This is a genomic window from Streptomyces sp. NBC_00236 (assembly GCF_036195045.1).
In the GTDB taxonomy this organism is placed as follows: Bacteria; Actinomycetota; Actinomycetes; order Streptomycetales; family Streptomycetaceae; genus Streptomyces.
The window spans coordinates 2,609,880-2,627,536 of the sequence record NZ_CP108100.1; the positions used below are offsets into that span (position 1 = coordinate 2,609,880).

The 17,657-nt window shown below is 72.6% G+C and carries 15 protein-coding genes; 8 read left to right on the top strand and 7 right to left on the bottom strand.

The genetic code is table 11. From position 1 onward, the window contains the following. Nucleotides 1–62: 62 nt before the first annotated feature. The 6 genes from OG446_RS11635 to OG446_RS11660 form a co-directional block, all read right to left on the bottom strand. The gene (locus OG446_RS11635; RefSeq protein WP_328893957.1) at nt 63–524 is read right to left on the bottom strand and encodes a hypothetical protein; all 462 of its coding nucleotides are present in this window, start codon (nt 522–524) and stop codon (nt 63–65) included. A gap of 173 nt (nt 525–697) precedes the next feature. Continuing rightward, the gene (gene alc, locus OG446_RS11640) at nt 698–1,837 is read right to left on the bottom strand and encodes an allantoicase (RefSeq protein WP_328893958.1); all 1,140 of its coding nucleotides are present in this window, start codon (nt 1,835–1,837) and stop codon (nt 698–700) included. Nucleotides 1,838–1,895: 58 nt separating this feature from the next. Next, on the bottom strand, nt 1,896–2,816 hold the full coding sequence (locus OG446_RS11645) for a LysR family transcriptional regulator (protein WP_328893959.1): 921 nt from the start codon (nt 2,814–2,816) through the stop codon (nt 1,896–1,898). A 167-nt stretch (nt 2,817–2,983) separates the two neighbouring features. Further along, nucleotides 2,984–3,214, bottom strand: coding sequence for a hypothetical protein (locus OG446_RS11650; protein WP_443050085.1), 231 nt, complete (start codon nt 3,212–3,214; stop codon nt 2,984–2,986). 20 nt (nt 3,215–3,234) lie between these two features. Further along, on the bottom strand, nt 3,235–5,454 hold the full coding sequence (gene malQ / locus OG446_RS11655; RefSeq protein ID WP_328893960.1) for a 4-alpha-glucanotransferase: 2,220 nt from the start codon (nt 5,452–5,454) through the stop codon (nt 3,235–3,237). Further along, nucleotides 5,455–5,718 carry a hypothetical protein gene (locus tag OG446_RS11660; RefSeq protein ID WP_328893961.1) on the bottom strand — a complete coding sequence of 88 codons (264 nt, stop codon included), beginning with the start codon at nt 5,716–5,718 and terminating at the stop codon, nt 5,455–5,457. A 310-nt stretch (nt 5,719–6,028) separates the two neighbouring features. Here OG446_RS11660 and OG446_RS11665 point away from each other — a divergent pair, with 310 nt between their 5' ends. The 4 genes from OG446_RS11665 (at nt 6,029) to OG446_RS11680 (ending at nt 11,778) form a co-directional block, all read left to right on the top strand. Beyond that, nucleotides 6,029–9,028: a beta-N-acetylglucosaminidase domain-containing protein gene (locus OG446_RS11665; protein WP_328893962.1), complete on the top strand. Its 3,000-nt coding sequence runs from the start codon at nt 6,029–6,031 to the stop codon at nt 9,026–9,028. Nucleotides 9,029–9,123: 95 nt separating this feature from the next. Beyond that, a complete protein-coding gene (locus tag OG446_RS11670) occupies nt 9,124–9,681 on the top strand; it encodes a PadR family transcriptional regulator (RefSeq protein WP_328893963.1) in 558 nt (185 codons plus the stop codon). Further along, nucleotides 9,678–10,445 carry an ABC transporter ATP-binding protein gene (locus OG446_RS11675; protein ID WP_328893964.1) on the top strand — a complete coding sequence of 256 codons (768 nt, stop codon included), beginning with the start codon at nt 9,678–9,680 and terminating at the stop codon, nt 10,443–10,445. Before OG446_RS11670 ends, OG446_RS11675 begins: the two co-directional genes overlap by 4 nt. Then, nucleotides 10,435–11,778 carry an FtsX-like permease family protein gene (locus tag OG446_RS11680; RefSeq protein ID WP_328893965.1) on the top strand — a complete coding sequence of 448 codons (1,344 nt, stop codon included), beginning with the start codon at nt 10,435–10,437 and terminating at the stop codon, nt 11,776–11,778. Before OG446_RS11675 ends, OG446_RS11680 begins: the two co-directional genes overlap by 11 nt. Nucleotides 11,779–11,838: 60 nt before the next feature. On the opposite strand, the gene OG446_RS11685 is transcribed toward OG446_RS11680, so the two are convergent. Then, nucleotides 11,839–12,375 (bottom strand): HNH endonuclease, encoded by a 537-nt coding sequence (locus tag OG446_RS11685; RefSeq protein ID WP_018552807.1) that lies wholly within the window; start codon nt 12,373–12,375, stop codon nt 11,839–11,841. A 366-nt stretch (nt 12,376–12,741) separates the two neighbouring features. Between OG446_RS11685 and OG446_RS11690 the strand changes: the two genes are divergently transcribed. From OG446_RS11690 to OG446_RS11705, 4 genes are all read left to right on the top strand, one after another. Then, on the top strand, nt 12,742–13,812 hold the full coding sequence (locus OG446_RS11690) for a mechanosensitive ion channel family protein (protein WP_328893966.1): 1,071 nt from the start codon (nt 12,742–12,744) through the stop codon (nt 13,810–13,812). A 269-nt stretch (nt 13,813–14,081) separates the two neighbouring features. Next, nucleotides 14,082–15,305: an ROK family transcriptional regulator gene (locus OG446_RS11695; protein ID WP_328893967.1), complete on the top strand. Its 1,224-nt coding sequence runs from the start codon at nt 14,082–14,084 to the stop codon at nt 15,303–15,305. Between the two features lie 61 nt (nt 15,306–15,366). Then, the gene (locus OG446_RS11700) at nt 15,367–16,704 is read left to right on the top strand and encodes an ABC transporter substrate-binding protein (RefSeq protein WP_328893968.1); all 1,338 of its coding nucleotides are present in this window, start codon (nt 15,367–15,369) and stop codon (nt 16,702–16,704) included. A gap of 10 nt (nt 16,705–16,714) precedes the next feature. Next, complete coding sequence (locus OG446_RS11705; protein WP_328893969.1) at nt 16,715–17,656, top strand: carbohydrate ABC transporter permease; 942 nt, start codon at nt 16,715–16,717, stop codon at nt 17,654–17,656. Nucleotide 17,657 lies beyond the last annotated feature (1 nt).

Here is a 17,657-nt window from a genome sequence, read left to right on the forward strand (position 1 = left end):
ACCGCACACATGAGGGGCGCCTCCTTCGGGGGGCGCCCCTTCGCGTGCGGGCCGTCACCGGATCACTCCGGCTGCGGCGCCAGGACGAGCGGCTGGTGCTCGCCCGACCTGGCCTGTGCCACGAGCTGTCCGGCCGGCGTCCCTGCGGGCGCTGTCAGCACGGCGGTGATGTCCGTTGCGCGAGCGTACGTACCGGGGTCGACCCGTGCGCTCACCCGCAGCAGCCGCACCGCCTCCGGATCGGCCGCCGACCGTTCGGGGAACCGGTCCGCGGCAACCTCGAGGCCCTTCAGCACGGTGGGGTGAGCGACGATGTCCACGGTCAGCAGTTCGCCGTCCAGCCGCCGCTCGGCCCAGCCGTCCGTCTGCACGAGGCAGAGGCAGCCGTCGCCTTCGTATCCGTACAGTCCGAGCCTCGCGACCGCGTCCTCGTCCACGGCCCCTCCCTCGGCGACGATCACGACGAGCGTCACGCAGTCCGGATCGTCCGGGTCCAGTCCGGTGCACAGCACGGCCTCTGCCATCTGCCATCTCCATGGGCGCGAAGTCGCGGAACCGGCCGTGGGCACAGTAGCCGGTTCCCCGGGGCCCGCTTCCCCGGGCACCCCCTCGGCCGCCCGGGGCGTGGAAGCCCGCCCGGCGGGCAGGCGCGAGGAGCGCAGCCGTCCACCGGGCGGGAGTCGGAAGGGCCCGCCTGTTACGCGCCCGACTCCTCGTAGCGGCGCGCCAGTTCCGCCGCGCCGGACTCCGTCAGCGAGCCGTGCAGGCGCATCCTGGCCACTCCGCCGTCGGGGAAGGCGTCGAGGCGTACATGGGTGACGACGGCCTGGGCGCGGAGCGGGAAGCGGTGCAGGGTGTCGGGCTGGAGCCTGGTGCGCGGGATGATCTCGAACCACTCGCCCGTCTCGCCGTTACGGCCCTGAAGGGCGATCCAGCCGGCCGCGTTGCCCTTGAGGTAGGCCGTGTCGATCTCGACCGCGCGGACGGCGCCCTGGGCGGGCAGCCGGAAGCGTACCCAGTCGTTGGTGTCGCGGACGCGGCGGCGGCGGTTCTCCCAGCCGTCGTCCATCTTGCGCGACGTGCCGGGCAGGATGATCTGGGTCGGCGAGGAGTAGAAGCGGTCCGAGGCGTCCTCGTAACTGCCGCCGTTCACCACCGAGATCAGGTCGAACGTGCCGAGCGTCGCGAGCCAGGACGGGTCGGGGAGCACGTCGCCGTGCACCCGGAGGCGGGCGATGCCGCCGTCGGGGTGCTGGCACAGGCGCAGGTGCGTGTAGCGGCGGCCACCGGTGATCTCGAAGCCGTTGGCGGCGTGGCCGCGTACGGGGGTCGGCGGGACGATCTCCTCCCACTTCACGTCGTCGGCGAGGAGTTCGGCGGGGCCGGGCGAGCCGGCGACGGAGGTCGCCTGGACCGAGACGCGCTGCGGGTAGTTGCCGCGGAAGTGGGCGGTGTCGACGACGATGCCGCGGATGATGCCGGGGGCGCCGAGCCGGATGAGGGCCCAGTCGTGCTCGTCCGGGGCGGGGAACGGGTGGGCGGCGTCCGCGCCGCGTCGGCGGCGGGTCTCCCAGCCGTCCATGATCTTGCCCTTGTGGCCGAAGTGCTCGGGGTCGAAGACGGCGCGCTCGCGGACCAGGAGGTTCTCGCGCTGGGCGAAGAACTCGTCGTTGGCGGCGATCACGCCCGCGCCGAGACGGCGGTCGGCCAGGTCGACGAGCTCGGTGAAGGGGAGGTCGTTGGTGCGGTAGTCGGCGTACGGGTCACCACCGCCGTACGGGGCCGCGTCGTTGGCGTGGGGGTCGTCGTGGTGGTTCTCATTCTGTTCGAAGGTCATGCGTTCACTGTCGTACGACCCAAGCCATTAGGTCCATCGAAAGTTTTCGCATGAATCGTTAAGGGTGACTGAATGATTGCGCCGCCGCACGCAGCGCCGCGAGCACCCGCGCCACCGCCGGGCCCTGCTCGGCCCCCTGCCGGACCGCGGCCACCACATGGCGCCGGGGCCGGTCCGCTTCGAGGACCCGCATCACCACACCGTCCCGGCTCTGCCGCTCCGCCGACGCCATGCGGGGGATCAGCGCGATGCCCATGCCCGCCTCGACCATGGCGAGGATCGAGGTCCAGCCGGAGGCGCTGTGCGCCTGCTCCGGGACGAAGCCCGCGGCCTCGCACGCCGCCGTGGTGATCTCGGACCAGGGGCCCGAGCCGCCGAAGATCCACGGCTCGGCGGACAGGTCCGCCAGCCGCAGCCCGGGTGCGTCCGCGAGCCGGTGGCCGGCCGGCAGCGCCACGTCCAGCGGGTCCGCGAGCAGCGGCAGCACGGCGAAGCGGGGGTCGCGCGCGGTCGGGGCGTGGGCGGCCAGGGAGAGCGCCAGGTCCGCCTCGCCCGCGACGAGGAGTTCGTAGGCCTGCGCCGCCTCGGCCTCCCGGACCCTTACGTCCGGCCCCGGCCGGTCCTCGTCACGCAGCGCCTGCACGGCCGGCACGACGAGGGCGGGGACGGCGGTGGCGAAGGCGGCGATCCGCACCTCGCCCGCCTCGCCGTGCAGATACCCGGTCAGTTCGGCGTCGGCGCGCTCCAGTTGGGCGAAGACCGCCTCGGCGTGGCGGAGTACGAGGTGGGCGGCGTCGGTCAGGCGCACGCGCCGGCCCTGCGCCTCCAGCAGGGGTACGCCGAGCTGCCTGGAGAGGTTGGAGAGCTGCTGGGAGACGGCCGACGGGGTCATCAGCAGCGCATCGGCGGCCGCGGTGACGGTGCCACGGTCGCGCAGGGTGCGCAGGATCCGGAGCTTCTTGACGTCCCACTCGATCATGGCCGCAACCTACCGGGGCGCGCGAGGCGCTGCCGGGTCCGCGTCCGGGTCCTGACATGCGAATGCGCCGCCGGTACCTCGTACCGGCGGCGCAGCCGAAAGGTGCGGGGATCTTTCGTTCGGATCAGGCAGACCCCGCGAGCCCAGCATGATCCGGACGAGAGGCCCTAGGCCTGCTTCTTGGACTTGTCGAGGACCATGACCAGGCCCGCGATGACCGCGAACAGGACGATGGGCGCCACGACGAACAGACCGATCGTGTCGATCACGCTCAGGCCCGGACCCGGGTCGTCGCCGTCGTCGCGGGTGAGCGCGAGCGCGGGGGACGACATCAGCAGCATCATCAGCGTCGTTCCGGCAGCGACGGCGCCGGCGCGCATAGCGTTCTTCTTGTCCACGGTGCAAACGTAGCGAACGCCTACGAGGGCCGCGCGCCCGGGGGTGCCGTACGGGTCCTCGGAGGCTCCTGCCGGGGCCGGAGGACTTCCATCAGCCGGTGCAGCCGGGGTGAGGCGGCGAGTTCCTCCAGGGTGACCGGGCGGCCCTCGGCGTCGGCGATGGGCAGCCGCCAGTTGGGGTACTGGTCCCAGGTGCCCGGCAGGTTCTGCGGGCGGCGGTCACCGATGGTGTCGGGGAGCCAGACGCCGGCCATGCGGGCGGGGGTGCGCAGCAGGAAGCGGTGGACGGCGCGGACGGCGGCCTCCTCGTCGTCGCCGCCCTCGGGGAGCAGGCCGAGGCGGGAGAGGAGGCCGAGCCACTCCGCGGTGTCGGTGCCGTCCTCGGTGCGCTCCTCGTCCAGCGGGCGGGTGAGCAGGCCGAGGCGGTGGCGCAGCGTCACATGGTCGCCGGTCAGCCGGGCGGCGGTGGACGGCAGGTCGTGGGTGGTGGCGGTGGCCAGGCAGTCCTCGCGCCATTCCTCCGGGGCGAGCGGGCGGCCGGTGCCCGACCAGTCGCGCTCGAACCAGAGCACGGAGGTGCCGAGGACGCCGCGGCGGGCGAGCGCCTCGCGGACGCCCGGTTCCACGGTGCCGAGGTCCTCCCCTATGACGACGGTGCCGGCGCGGTGGGCCTCCAGGACGAGGACGGCGAGCATCGCCTCCGCGTCGTGGCTGACATAGGTGCCCTCGGTGGGCGGACGCCCCTCGGGCACCCACCAGAGCCGGAACAGACCCATGACGTGGTCGATGCGCAGGGCCCCGGCGTGCGCGAGGAGGCCGCGCAGGAGTCCCCTGTACGGGGCGTAGCCGGACGCGGCGAGGGCGTCGGGTCTCCAGGGCGGCAGTCCCCAGTCCTGGCCACGGGCGTTGAAGGCGTCCGGGGGCGCGCCGACGGACATGCCGCGGGCGAAGGCGTCCTGCTGGGCCCAGGTGTCGGCGCCACCGGGGTGCACGCCCACGGCGAGGTCGTGGACGATCCCGACGGCCATCCCCGCGTCCTTCGCGACGCACTGGGCGGCGGCCAACTGAGCGTCGGTCAGCCAGGCGAGCCGGCAGTGGAAGTCGACCCGGTCCAGCAGTTCGGCGCGGGCGCGGGCGGTCTCCCGGGAACGGGGGTCGCGCAGCCCGGCCGGCCAGGTGTGCCAGTCGGAGCCGTGCACCTCGGCGAGGGCGCACCACAGGGCGTGGTCCTCCAGGGCCTGCCCCTGCTCGGCGAGGAAGTCGCAGTAGGCGGCGCGGCGGCCGGGCGTGAGCGGAACGGCGACCAGGATGTCGAGGGCCTGCCGTTTGAGCTCCCAGACGGCGTCCCGGTCGATCAGGGCGCCCTTGCTCAGCACGGCCTCGCTGAGTTCGTCGGCCCGGCGGCGCAGGTCGCCGAGGGCGGCGGGGTCGGGCGCGTGCCCGTACTCCGGGACGGATTCGATGTGCAGGTGCACGGGGTCGGGGAACCGCCGCGAGGACGGGCGGTAGGGCGAGGGGTCGGTGGGGTTGCCGAGGACCGCGGCGTGCAGCGGGTTGACCTGGACGAAGCCGGCTCCGAGGCAGCGCCCGGACCAGGAGGCGAGATCGGCGAGGTCACCGAGGTCGCCCATGCCCCAGGAGCGGGCGGAGAGCAGGGAGTAGAGCTGGACGAGGAAGCCGTGGCTGCGCCCGGGCGGCTGAGGCACGCCGGCCGGGGCGACCACGAGCGTGCAGGTCTCCGTCACCGGCCCGCCGGATCCGCTCGCCCGGTCCGGCGCACCCGGCACCCGGACGGCCAGCCGGTGCACCCCCGGCGGGGGTTCGGACCACCAGCCGGGCGGGGCCTCATGCGTGGCGGGCGCCGCGGGGTCCACCGCGGCGCCAGCCGGGCGGGATTCGGCCGGAACCGCACCCCGGGCGGGGACGCGCATCGGGGCCGGCGGTGCCTCGGCGGGCTCCTCCGGACGGACCGTGAGCTCCGTGCCGGGCGGCAGCGCGGTCAGGGCCGGGGGCAGCGGCTCTCCGGACCAGACCACCACCGTGGCCGGGAGCAGCCGGGAGCCGGCCGCGGACTCGGCGGCGGCGAGCGCCTCCCGTACCGCTTCCGGCGTGGCGGCGTCGACGCCGAGCGCGGCGAGCACGGCGACGATCGTGCCCTCGGGGACGGGCACCGTGACATCGGCGGACGGGGAGAAGGAGGTGGCGACGCCGTGCAGTGCGGCGAGCCGGGACAAGCCCATTCAGACTCCTGGGGACTCCATGCCCCGAGCGCTGCCGGAAGAAGCCGGCTCGCTGGTCAGCGGGGCGAGGACGGCGAGCGGGGGTTCGCTGGTCAGAGGTGTGGCATCGGCGAGCGGAGGCTCGCTGGTCAGGGGTATGGCGTCGGCCAGCGGCGCCTCGCTCGTGAGCGGGCCGGGCGTGGCCGGGGACGCGCTGATGTACGGGGCGGGACCCGGTACCTGTTTGGACAGGGCGGAGAGCAGAAGCTGCGCGGCGGCGGGCATGGTGGCCTCCTGGCCGTGGAGAACAGGACACAGCAGGCCTACCCAGCGGACGCGGCCGCAGACGTAGGCGTTATGACAACGAGTTCAACGTGCTCCGGGTCACATTCCGTTCCCCTGGGGCCGGTTCTCCGTAAAACGTCCGCTTGTTTCGGCCATTCGGCGTGGTCCTTCGCGTGTGCCGCCGAGCGTCGAGAACCCTTCGCCGCGACCACCATATCGGGCATTTACCCCACGGCGACCATGCGCATTGACACTCTCGCGCGCGGGTGGTGGGCTCGGAGCCCACCGGTGGGCGCGTAGGGAGACAGGCATGCAGCTCAGGCGCAGGAAGCACGCGACGGCCGTCGCCGTGGCCGTGCTCGGCGGGCTGCTCTCCGCGGGGGCCCCGGCCGCCGTCGCCGCCCCCTCCCCGCCCGGCACCCACCCCGTCACCACGCCGGACCGCACCGACTACGTCGCGCCGCCCGCCGTGTGGCCGCGGCCGCAGAGCATCAAGGTGTCCGGGTCCTCGGTGCCGCTCTCCGGCGAGGTGACGCTCGTCGCCGGAGACGGGGCCGACCCGTACGCGGTCGAGGCGCTCCGCCAGGCGCTGCGCGACGCGGGCGTGCGGTCCGTCCACGAGGCGCTGCCCGGCGGCGGGCCCGTCATCCGGTTCGGCGGGGACGGCGCCGTGGACGCGCTGCGTACGCTGCGCGCGCCCGACCGTGCCGATCTGCCGTCCGGGGGCTACCGGATCGCGGTCGGCCGGGTCGCGGGCCGGGACACCGTCGCCGTGGACGGCGTCGGCGACGACGGCCTGTTCCACGCGGTGCAGACGCTGCGTCAGCTCGCCACGGACGGCCGGATCGCCGGTGTCACCGTCCGGGACTGGCCGGCCGGTGCCGTGCGCGGGATGACCGAGGGCTTCTACGGTCAGCCGTGGTCGCAGGAGGAACGGCTCGCCCAGCTCGGCTTCATGGGGCGCACCAAACAGAACCGCTACCTCTACGCGGCCGGCGACGACCCGTACCGGCAGGCCCGCTGGCGCGATCCGTACCCCGCCGAGCGGCGCGCCGAGTTCCGCGAGCTGGCCGAACGGGCCGCAGCCGAGCATGTGACGCTCGGCTGGGCCGTGGCTCCGGGGCAGTCCATGTGTCTGTCGTCGGACCGCGACGTGAAGGCGCTGACGAAGAAGATCGACGCGATGTGGGCCCTGGGCGTGCGGGTCTTCCAGGTGCAGTTCCAGGACGTCAGCTACAGCGAGTGGCACTGCTCCGCCGACTCCGACACCTTCGGCAGCGGCCCGGAGGCGGCGGCCAGGGCGCAGGCCCGGGTTGTGAGCGCGGTGGCGCGGCACCTCGCGGAGCGGCACCCGGGTTCGGAGCCGCTGTCCATGATGCCGACGGAGTTCTACCAGGACGGGGCGACGGACTACCGGACCGCGCTGGCCAAGGAGCTCGACGAGCGGGTCCAGGTCGCCTGGACCGGCGTCGGGGTCGTGCCGAGGACCATCACCGGCGGCGAACTGGCCGGTGCCCGCACCACGTTCCGCCACCCGCTGGTCACGATGGACAACTACCCGGTCAACGACTACGCCCAGGACCGGATCTTCCTGGGCCCGTACACCGGCCGGGACCCGGCGGTCGCCATCGGTTCGGCGGCGCTGCTGGCCAACGCCATGGAGCAGCCGTCCGCGTCCCGGATCCCGCTGTTCACCGCCGCCGACTTCGCCTGGAACCCCAAGGGGTACCAGCCGCAGGAGTCCTGGCAGGCGGCCCTGGACGATCTCGCGGGCGGCGACACCCGCAGCCGGGACGCGCTGCGCGCCCTGGCGGGCAACAGCGCGGGGTCCGTGCTGGGCGGTGACGAATCGGCGTATCTGCAGCCGCTGCTCGCCGCGTTCTGGAAGTCCCTCACGGCGGACGGCGCTTCGGCCCGCGACGAGGCGGCGCGCCGGCTGCGGGCCGCGTTCACGGTGATGCGCGAGACTCCACAGCGGCTTTCCGGGCTGGCCGACGGGCGCCTCGACGACGAAGTACGTCCGTGGAGCGAGCAGTTGTCCCGCTACGGCCGGGCGGGCGAACTGGCCGTCGATCTGCTCCGGGCGCAGGCGCGCGACGACGGGGCGGCCGCCTGGGAGGCCTCGCTGGCCCTGGAGCCGGCGCTCAAGGCCGTGAAGACGGGCGGCGCGACGGTCGGCAAGGGGGTGCTCGGTCCGTTCCTCGACCGGGTACGCAAGGAGTCCGCCGCCTGGACGGGTTCGGACCGTGACAACGGCACGGTGACCGAGGTTCCGGGCAGCTACACCCTGAGCTTCGACCGGGCGCGCCCGCTGGAGGCGGTCACGGCGATGACGGTGCCAGGCGACGAATCGACGGTGTCGGGCGCGACGGTCCAGGCCCATGTGCCGGGCGAGGGCTGGCGGAGCCTGGGCGGCCTGTCCGCGCGGGGCTGGACCCAGTCGCCGGGCCAGGGCGTGCGGGCGGACGCGGTCCGGATCAGCTGGCCGACCGCCACCCCGGCACTCACCGGCGCACCGCCCCTGATCATCCCACCGCTCGCGGGCGCGGCCCCGTCCGCCGGAACGGCCCCCCGGGTGCGCTCCCTGGTGCCGTGGTTCGGCGACGAGCCCGCCGCCCGGCTCGATCTCGCACGCGGGGAGACGGACGCCGAGATCGGCGGCAAGCCGCTGCGGGTCGAGGCCCGGCTCTCCGCGCGCCGCCCGGCCGAGGTGCGCGGCGCGCTCACCGCGAAGGCGCCCAAGGGCATCAAGGTGCGGGTGCCGAAGCAGACGACCGTCCCGCGCGGCTCCCGTACCGAGGTGCCCGTGGAGATCACCGTCCCCGCGGACACGCCCGCGGGTGAGTACGCGGTGCCGTTCTCCTTCGGCACCGAGGAGACCACCCTGACCGTCCGGGCCTTCCCCCGCACGGCGGGCCCCGATCTGCTGCGCACGGCCACCGCCTCCTCGTCCGGGGACGAGACCCCGGACTTCCCGGCGGCCGCCGCCTCGGACGGTGACCTGAAGACCCGCTGGTCCTCGCCCCCCGAGGACGGCGCCTGGTGGCAGGCCGAACTGCCGGCCCCGGCCCGGGTCGGCCAGGTGGTGCTGGACTGGCAGGACGCGTACGCGTCCCGCTACCGCGTACAGGTCTCCGCCGACGGGCGCACCTGGCGCACGGCGGCCACCGTCCGCAACGGCGGGGGCGGGCACGAGTCCGTCCGGATGGACGCGAAGGACACCCGTTTCATCAGGGTCCAGGGCGACGGACGGGCGACCGAGTACGGCTACTCGCTCTGGTCGGTCCAGGCGTACGCCGTCGCGGAGTAGCCGGAAGCCCGGGCCCACCACCCACTACTGCCTCCCGACCTCACGTACGCCGAAGTATTCACTCAGTACATATACCGAGTATATAGTCACGCCTCATGAGCACCCGTCACATTCTTCTGGGCCTGCTTGCCGGAAGTCCCAGCCATGGCTACGACCTCAAACGGCGGTACGACGAACTCTTCCCCCAGGCCCGCCCGCTGGCTTACGGGCAGGTCTACACGACCCTGCAACGCCTGGTGCGGGACGATCTGGCCGCCGTGGAAGGCACCGACTCCGACGGCGGTCCCGAGCGCACCCTGTACCGCTCCACGGACCAGGGAGCGGACGAACTCGCCACGTGGACCCAAGGAGTCACCCCGCCCGCTCCCTTCGTCACGAACGAGATCTTCGCCAAGGTCGTCATCTCGCTCCTGGTAGCGGGGGCCGACGGCGGCGACCGGACGGCGGAGGCGGCCACGTACCTCCAGGCCCAGCGTGCCGCCCACATGGTGCGCATGCACGAACTGACCGGCCTCAAGACCACACCGGGCGCCGACCTGAGCACCGTCCTCTCGGCCGACTACGCCTTGGCCCATCTGGACGCCGACGTGCGGTGGATGGCCACGACGGCCACCCGTCTCACCACCCTGACCACGGAGGTCGACGCAGTATGAGCACACAGGCCGTGAAGCCCTCCGGGGCAGCGGAACCGATGATCAGAGCCACCGGTCTGACGAAACAGTACGGAAGGTCGCAGGCCCTGCGCGGTGCCTCGGTCACCCTCCGCGCGGGCGAGATTCTCGCCGTCACCGGGGCCAGCGGCAGCGGGAAGTCGACGTTGCTGCACTGCCTGTCGGGCATCGTCCGCCCCGACGGGGGCGAGGTGTCGTACGGCAGGGAGCGGCTGGACCGGGCGTCGGAGAACCGGCTCAGCGAGCTGCGGCGCACCGATTTCGGGGTGGTCTTCCAGTTCGGGCAGCTGATCCCCGAACTCACCGTGCACGACAACGTGATGCTGCCGCTGCTCCTCGCGGGGACCGCCCGCGCCGCGGCGCAGGTCCGGGCGGACGAGTGGCTGGAGCGCTTCGGTGTGCGCGGACAGGCCGCGCTGCGGCCCGGGGAGCTGAGTGGCGGCCAGGGTCAGCGGGTGGCGCTGGCACGGGCGTGGGTGACGGGTCCGAAGGCCGTCTTCGCGGACGAGCCGACCGGGGCCCTGGACTCGCTCGCCGGGGAGCAGGTGATGACCGCGCTGGTGCACGCCGCCCGCGAGTCCGGCGCCGCGGTGCTGCTCATCACGCACGACGCCCAGATCGCGGCATACGCGGACCGGGAGGTGTGGCTGCGGGACGGGGCCGTCCACTCGGGCGCCACGCCCTTCGTCGTCCAGGAGGCCGCGCACGAGGCCCTCGCCCAGGAGGCCGCCCACCATGAGGGCTGACGCGCGCATCGCCTGGAACCTGGCCCGCGGATCGGACCGCCGTGAGTGGTGGCGGATCGCGCTCACCGCGGTGGGCGCCCTGCTGGCCACGGTGTTCGCGCTCGCCGCGATCACGGTCGCCGCCGTCCGGGGACAGGTGTCCATCCCGTTCGCGCACGGCCTGCTGAACCAGCCGGGCGAGCGGGCCGGCGTGGTGGTCGCCCTGCTGCTCCTGCTCGTCCCCGTGCTCGGCCTCCTCGGCCAGTGCGCCCGGATCGGTGCCGTGCACCGCGACCGGCGGATGGCCGGGCTGCGGCTCGCCGGGGCGTCACCCGCGCAGGTGCGCCGCATCAGCGCGCTGGAGTCCGCGCCGGTCTGCCTGGCGGGGTCGGCAGGCGGGCTCGGCGTCCTCGCGGTGACTCTCGCCGTGCAGGGCCATACGCCGCCCGCAACGGCCTGGGTGGCCTTCGTGGTGGTCGTCCTCGGCGTGCCGGTGGCCGGTGCGCTGGTGAGTGTGCTGGCCCTGCGCCGGGTGGTCGCGTCGCCGCTCGGCGAGGTGCGCCGGGTGCGGCCGGAGCGCGGGTCCCGCACGCTGCTGGTCCTTTTCGTCGCGGCGCTGCCGATCGCCGTCGGGGCGTACGCCCTCGTGGTGCGGGGCAGCAGTCCGGCCGCTGCGTCCTTCCCGATGCTGGTGTTCGGCCTGGTGTTCCTCACCGGCGGGGGTGCGGTCTGGGCGGCCGGTGCGTCGGCCGCCCACATCGGCCGCCGGCTGGCCGTGAGCGCGAAGAGCCCGGCGGCCATGATCGCCGCGGGCCGGCTCAGGGACGACCCGTGGGCCGCCGCGCGCACCCATGCCGCGCTGCTTCTGGTGACCGTCGTCGGGATCGGCTTCGTGGGGGTGCGAGAGGTGGTGCTCGCCGACCTGCACGGGAAGGGCGTCCACAGGGCGGCGGACCTCGCTTTCTACACCAACGGCATCGACCTCGCCGGGGCCGCGATCCTGGTGGCCCTCGCCATCAGCCTCTTCGGCCTCGCCGTGGGCACGGCGGAGTCCCTCGCCACCCGGCGCAGGGGCCTCGCCGCCCAGACCGCGGCCGGGGTACCGCACACGGTGCTGGCCCGGGCCACGCTCCTGGAGACCGCGCTCCCGCTGGCCCCCGCGGTCCTGCTCGCGACCATCGGCGGCATGGCGGTCCACCTCGCGTACACCGCCGTGGCCGCGCCCGGCACGGTGCCGTCCGTGCTGCCGCTGCTCGTCCCCGTGGCGGTGTACGGCGCGTGCCTGCTGGCCGCCGCGACCTCGCTGCCGCTGCTGCGCCGCATGGCTCACCCGTCGGAGCTGCGGTTCGCCTGACGCACGACACGCACGGCAGGCACGGCACACAGGAGCCCGCAGACACGGAAGCCCGGATCGTCAGGCTGAGATGCCGTCGATCCGGGCCATCGCGTCGTCCGCGCCGAACGGTTGCAAGTAGGGCAGCCAGCGCGGGTCGCGGTGCCCCGTGCCGATGATCCGCCAGGCCAGTCCGGTCGGCGGCGCGGGTTGCTGGTGCAGCCGCCAGCCGAGCTCGGGCAGATGGCGGTCGGCCTTGACGTGGTTGCAGCGGCGGCAGGCGGCCACCACGTTGTCCCAGGCGTGCTGCCCGCCGCGGCTGCGCGGAATGACGTGGTCGACGCTGGTCGCGGCGGCGCCGCAGTACATGCAGCGCCCGCCGTCCCTGGCGAAGAGCGCCCGGCGGGTCAGCGGGACGGGCCCGCGGTAGGGGACGCGTACGAACCGCTTCAGCCGGACGACGCTCGGGGCCGGAACGGCACGGGTGGCGCTGTGCATGAAGGCGCCGGACTCCTCAAGACAAATGGCCTTGTTCTCGAGGACGAGGACGAGAGCGCGGCGGAGCGGTACGACGCCGAGCGGCTCGTACGACGCGTTGAGAACCAGGACATGCGGCACGTGGACGCCTCCTTGTACGCCGGCGGCGCGTGGCTCGCGCCGGGACGATCCGGTCTCAGTCTCCCCTCCTGCCTGGTCGAAGCGCCACCACGTGCGGGTAACGGGCCGGAAGGATTTTCTTCCCGGACCCTGCCGCCCGTACGACGGGACGCGCCGGAACAGGCGCTTCGGGGGCCTGCCCGCCGCGAGCGCGCCAGGTGTGCGATCGGCCACAGGCCGCTCGCACACACCGCCTCGCGGGACACGTCCCTTACCTCTTCCATATCCCCGGGTGAGACGTGTCTCTCCCCTCCATCACGGCAACGGAGCATTCCGGATGCCCCGTTAGTGTGGTTGTTCAGCGCTCGCCCAACTGGAGGTTTCGCCGTGTCCCTGTCCGCCCTGTTGGCCGCAGCCCCGTCACCCGAGCCCGGTGGCTCGCTGGACGAAGCCGCGAAGCAGGCCGGCAACGCCGCGAGCTGGGTGGAGGAGAACTGGTCCACCTGGCTGAACACCGGTCTGCGGATCGTGCTCATCGCCGCGATCGCGATCGCGTTGCGCATCGCCGTCCGCCGCACGCTGACCAAGCTCATCGAGCGCATGAACCGCAGCGCCCAGGCAGTGGAGGGCACCGCGCTCGGCGGCCTGCTGGTCAACGCCGAGCGGCGCCGGCAGCGCTCGGAGGCGATCGGTTCCGTACTCCGTTCGGTGGCCTCGTTCCTGATCCTCGGCACGGCCGCCCTGATGATCCTGGGCGCGTTCGAGATCAATCTGGCCCCGCTGCTGGCCTCCGCGGGCGTCGCCGGTGTGGCGCTCGGCTTCGGTGCGCGCAACCTGGTCACCGACTTCCTGTCCGGTGTCTTCATGATCCTTGAGGACCAGTACGGCGTCGGCGACACCATCGACGCGGGCGTGGCCTCCGGCGAGGTCATCGAGGTCGGCCTGCGGGTCACCAAGCTCCGCGGTGACAACGGCGAGATCTGGTACGTCCGCAACGGCGAGGTGAAGCGGATCGGCAACCTCAGCCAGGGCTGGTCCACCGCCGGGGTCGACGTACAGGTGCGCCCCACGGAGGATCTGGACCGGATCCGTACGGTGATCACCGAGGCGGCCCAGCTGATGACCAAGGACGACCCGTGGACCGAGCGCCTGTGGGGTCCGGTGGAGATCCTGGGCCTGGACAGCGTGCTGCTGGACTCGATGACGGTCCGGGTCACCGCGAAGACGATGCCGGGCAAGGCGCTGGGCGTGGAGCGCGAGCTGCGCTGGCGCATCAAGCGCGCCTTCGACGAGGCGGGCATCCGCATGGTCGGCGGCATCCCGGCCCAGCCGGACGAGCCCTCGGCCGCCGACCCCACCGCCGCGATGGCGGCCCCCTCGGCGTACGCCTCGGCCACCTCTCCGCAGTCCCTTGCGGCGACCCCGATACCTCCGGCGACGCCGAACATCACGAAGTAGCGCGCGGCCGTACGCCGCACGGCCGAGGGGCACCCCGCAAAGTCCGCGGGGTGCCCCTCATCCATGTTTCCGGGCCAACTCGGTTCGTCATGGACGGCGTTGGGTATCCACGCCTCCGTGACGCCGCGCCGCCCCGGGCCGCACCGGCCCCGTGCAGGTAACGCTTTGGTTGCCACCGCGGTGCAGACCATTGACGCCCCGGTGAGGCGCGCCCTACGGTCCTCTCACCGAATAGGAAACTTTCCTAACAGAGGGCAGGTGCAGTGACCATGGCCGGAACCACGCCGGGTACCCCCCGCGTTCTGCGCGCCATGAACGACCGCGCCGCCCTCGATCTGCTCCTGGAGCACGGGCCCCTGTCCCGGACCCGGATCGGGAAGCTGACCGGGCTCTCCAAGCCCACCGCCTCCCAGCTGCTGGCCCGGCTGGAGGCGGCCGGACTGGTCGTCGCGACCGGGACCGCGGCCGGGCGGCCCGGGCCCAACGCGCAGCTGTACGCCGTCAACGCTTCGGCCGCGCATGTCGCCGGCCTCGATGTGAACGCCCAGCGGATCGTCGCCGCCGTCGCCGATGTGACGGGCGAGACGGTCGGGGAGTTCGAACTGCGGACCCCCGGGCGGCGGGCCGACAGCGTGGTCCGGCAGGTCGCGGACGCACTGGACGGGGCCGTCAAGGAGGCCGGGCTGACCCGGTCCGATGTGCACCGGGTCGTCATCGGCACGCCCGGCGCGTTCGACCCGGGCACGGGCCGGCTGCGGTACGCCTCGCACCTGCCCGGCTGGCACTCCCCCACCCTCCTGGACGAGCTGGCGGCGTTCCTGCCCATGCCGGTGGAGTACGAGAACGACGTGAACCTCGTCGCGGTGGCCGAACAGCGGCTGGGCGCGGCGCGGGGACACGAGGACTTCGTGCTGCTGTGGAACGAGGAGGGCCTGGGCGCCGCCCTCGTCATCAACGGCCGGCTGCACCGCGGCTTCACCGGCGGCGCCGGCGAGGTCGGCTTCCTGCCGGTACCGGGCGCGCCGCTGGTCCGCCAGGTCACCAAGGCGAACGCGGGCGGCTTCCAGGAACTGGCGGGCGCCCAGGTGCTCGCCCGGCTGGCCCGTGAGCTCGGCATCGACGACGAGGCGGTACGCGGTCCGGGCACCCATCACGAGATCGCGGCCCGCCTGGTGGGCCGGGCGGCCGAGGCCGTGGAGCAGGGCGAGGGCGGCCCGTACGGCCGGCTCCTCGACCGGTTCGCCACCGGTCTGGCCACCGGTCTCGCCTCCATGGTCGCCGTCCTGGACCCCGAGGTCGTCGTGCTGTCCGGCGAGCTGATCGCGCGCGGCGGCGAACCGCTGCGCACCCGGGTGGCCGCCGAACTCACCGAGCTGGCGGCGTCCCGCCCCAGGCTGATCACCGGCGAGGTGACCCACCGCCCCGTCCTGCGCGGCGCGCTGGAGAGCGCGCTCGCCACCACCCGCGACGAAGTGTTCGACACCTCGCGCTGACCCCGCACCTCCACGTACACCTTCCTTCCCCCGCCCCAACCCTTCATCGGGAGACACCACCATGTCCGGAAACCGCCGGAAGCCGGCCGTCGCGCTCGCCGCGACCGCCGCGATAGCCCTGTTCGCCTCCGCCTGTACCGGTCAGAGCGGCTCCGGTGCCAGTGATGACGCGTCCAAGGAGACGACCATCACCTTCTGGCACGGCTGGAGTGCTCCGGGCGAGGTCAAGGGCATTCAGGACACGGTCGACGCCTTCGAGAAGGCGCATCCGAACATCCACGTGAAGATCGTCGGCAACATGACCGACGACAAGATCAACCAGGCGCTGCGCGCGGGCGGTTCCAAGGCGCCGGACGTCGTCTCGTCGTTCACCACGAACAACGTGGGCAAGTTCTGCAAGTCGAAGGCGTTCGTCGATCTCAACCCGTTCCTGAAGAAGGACGGGATCGACGCGGACGCGACCTTCCCGAAGGCGATGAACGAGTACACGCAGTTCGACGGCGTGCGCTGCACGGTGCCGCTGCTGGGCGACGCGTACGGGCTGTACTACAACAAGGACGCGTTCGAGGCCGCCGGGATCACCAGCCCGCCGAAGACCTGGTCCGAGTTCGCCGCCGACGCCAAGAAGTTGACGAAGACCAAGGGCGACTCGTACGAGCAGCTCGGCTTCATGCCGAACTACCACGGCTACGAGTCGACGACCGAGCACTACCTCGGCAGCTGGAACCCGACGTACTTCGACGCGGACGGCAAGTCGAACATCGCCGAGGACCCGGCGTTCACGTCGATGCTCACCAACCAGAAGAAGCTGGTGGATTCCCTCGGCGGCTACCAGAAGCTGGAGAAGTTCCGGACCGGCTTCGGTGACGAGTGGGGCGCGAAGCACCCGTTCCACACCGGGCAGGTGGCCATGCAGCTGGACGGCGAGTGGCGGCTCGGCATGGCCGAGGAGACCAAGCCGAAGTTCGAGATCGGCGTGGCCCCGATGCCCGTCGCCGACAACGAGGCCGACACGTACGGCAAGGGCTATCTGACCGGCACCATCGCCGGGATCGCCGCCACCTCCGGCAAGCAGAACGCCGCCTGGGAGCTGGTGAAGTTCATGACGACCGACACCGACGCGGTGGTGAACTTCGCCAACGCCATCCACAACGTGCCCTCGACGCTGGCGGCGCTGAAGTCGCCGAAGCTGAAGTACGACCCGCGCTTCAAGACCTTCCTGGACATCGCGGCCAACCCGCAGTCGACCACCACCCCGCCCTCGGTGAACGGCGGCGCGTACCTGACGTCCCTGCAGAACCTCGGCTTCGAGGTCGAGAAGGGCACCCAGAAGGACATCAAGGCGGGCCTGGAGAAGACCGCGAAGGAGATCGACGCGGCGATCGACCAGGCGAAGTAGAGCCGCCGCGATGACCACGTACACACTCCGTTCGAAGCGCCGTCGCTCGGCGCTCCGGACGGCGGCCTTCATGTCGCCGTGGCTGATCGGGTTCTGCGTCTTCTTCGCCTACCCGCTGATCTCCACGCTCTACTTCTCCTTCACCAGCTACGACGGTTTCTCGGCCCCCGAGTTCAGCGGGCTGAAGAACTGGTCCTTCGTCTTCAACGACTACCCGTTGTTCTGGCCCGCCCTGCGCAACACGCTCTGGCTGGTCGTGGTCATGGTGACCTGCCGGGTGGTCTTCGGACTCGGCGTCGGCCTGCTGATCACCAAGATCAAGACGGGCACCGGGGTCTTCCGGACGCTCTTCTACCTGCCGTACCTGGCCCCGCCGGTCGCCGCGACCCTGGGCTTCGTCTTCCTGCTCAACCCGGGGACGGGGCCGGTGAACTCGATCCTGGGCGATCTCGGGATGGGGACCCCGGGCTGGTTCACCGACGCCACCTGGTCCAAGCCGGCGCTGACCGCCCTCGCGGTGTGGGGGGTGGGCGACCTGATGGTGATCTTCATGGCCGCGCTCCTCGACGTACCGAAGGAGCAGTACGAGGCGGCGGAACTGGACGGGGCGAACCCTTACCAGCGGTTCCGCTTCGTGACGCTGCCGAACATCTCGCCGATCATCATGTTCGCCGTGGTCACCGGCGTCATCCAGACGATGCAGTACTACACCCAGCCGCTCGTGGCCGGGAAGGTCGCGTCCGGTGTCATGGGCGGCTCGGGGCAGCAGTTCGAGCCCGGCTATCCCGACAAGTCGACACTGACGCTTCCGCAGCTGGTCTACAACCTCGGTTTCCAGCGCTTCGACTACGGCTCCGCCTGTGTGGTCGCGCTCGTTCTCTTCGTCCTCGCCATGGCGTTCACCGCACTGCTGATGCGGCGCCGCAGCGGACTGATCCAGGCAGGTGAGTGAC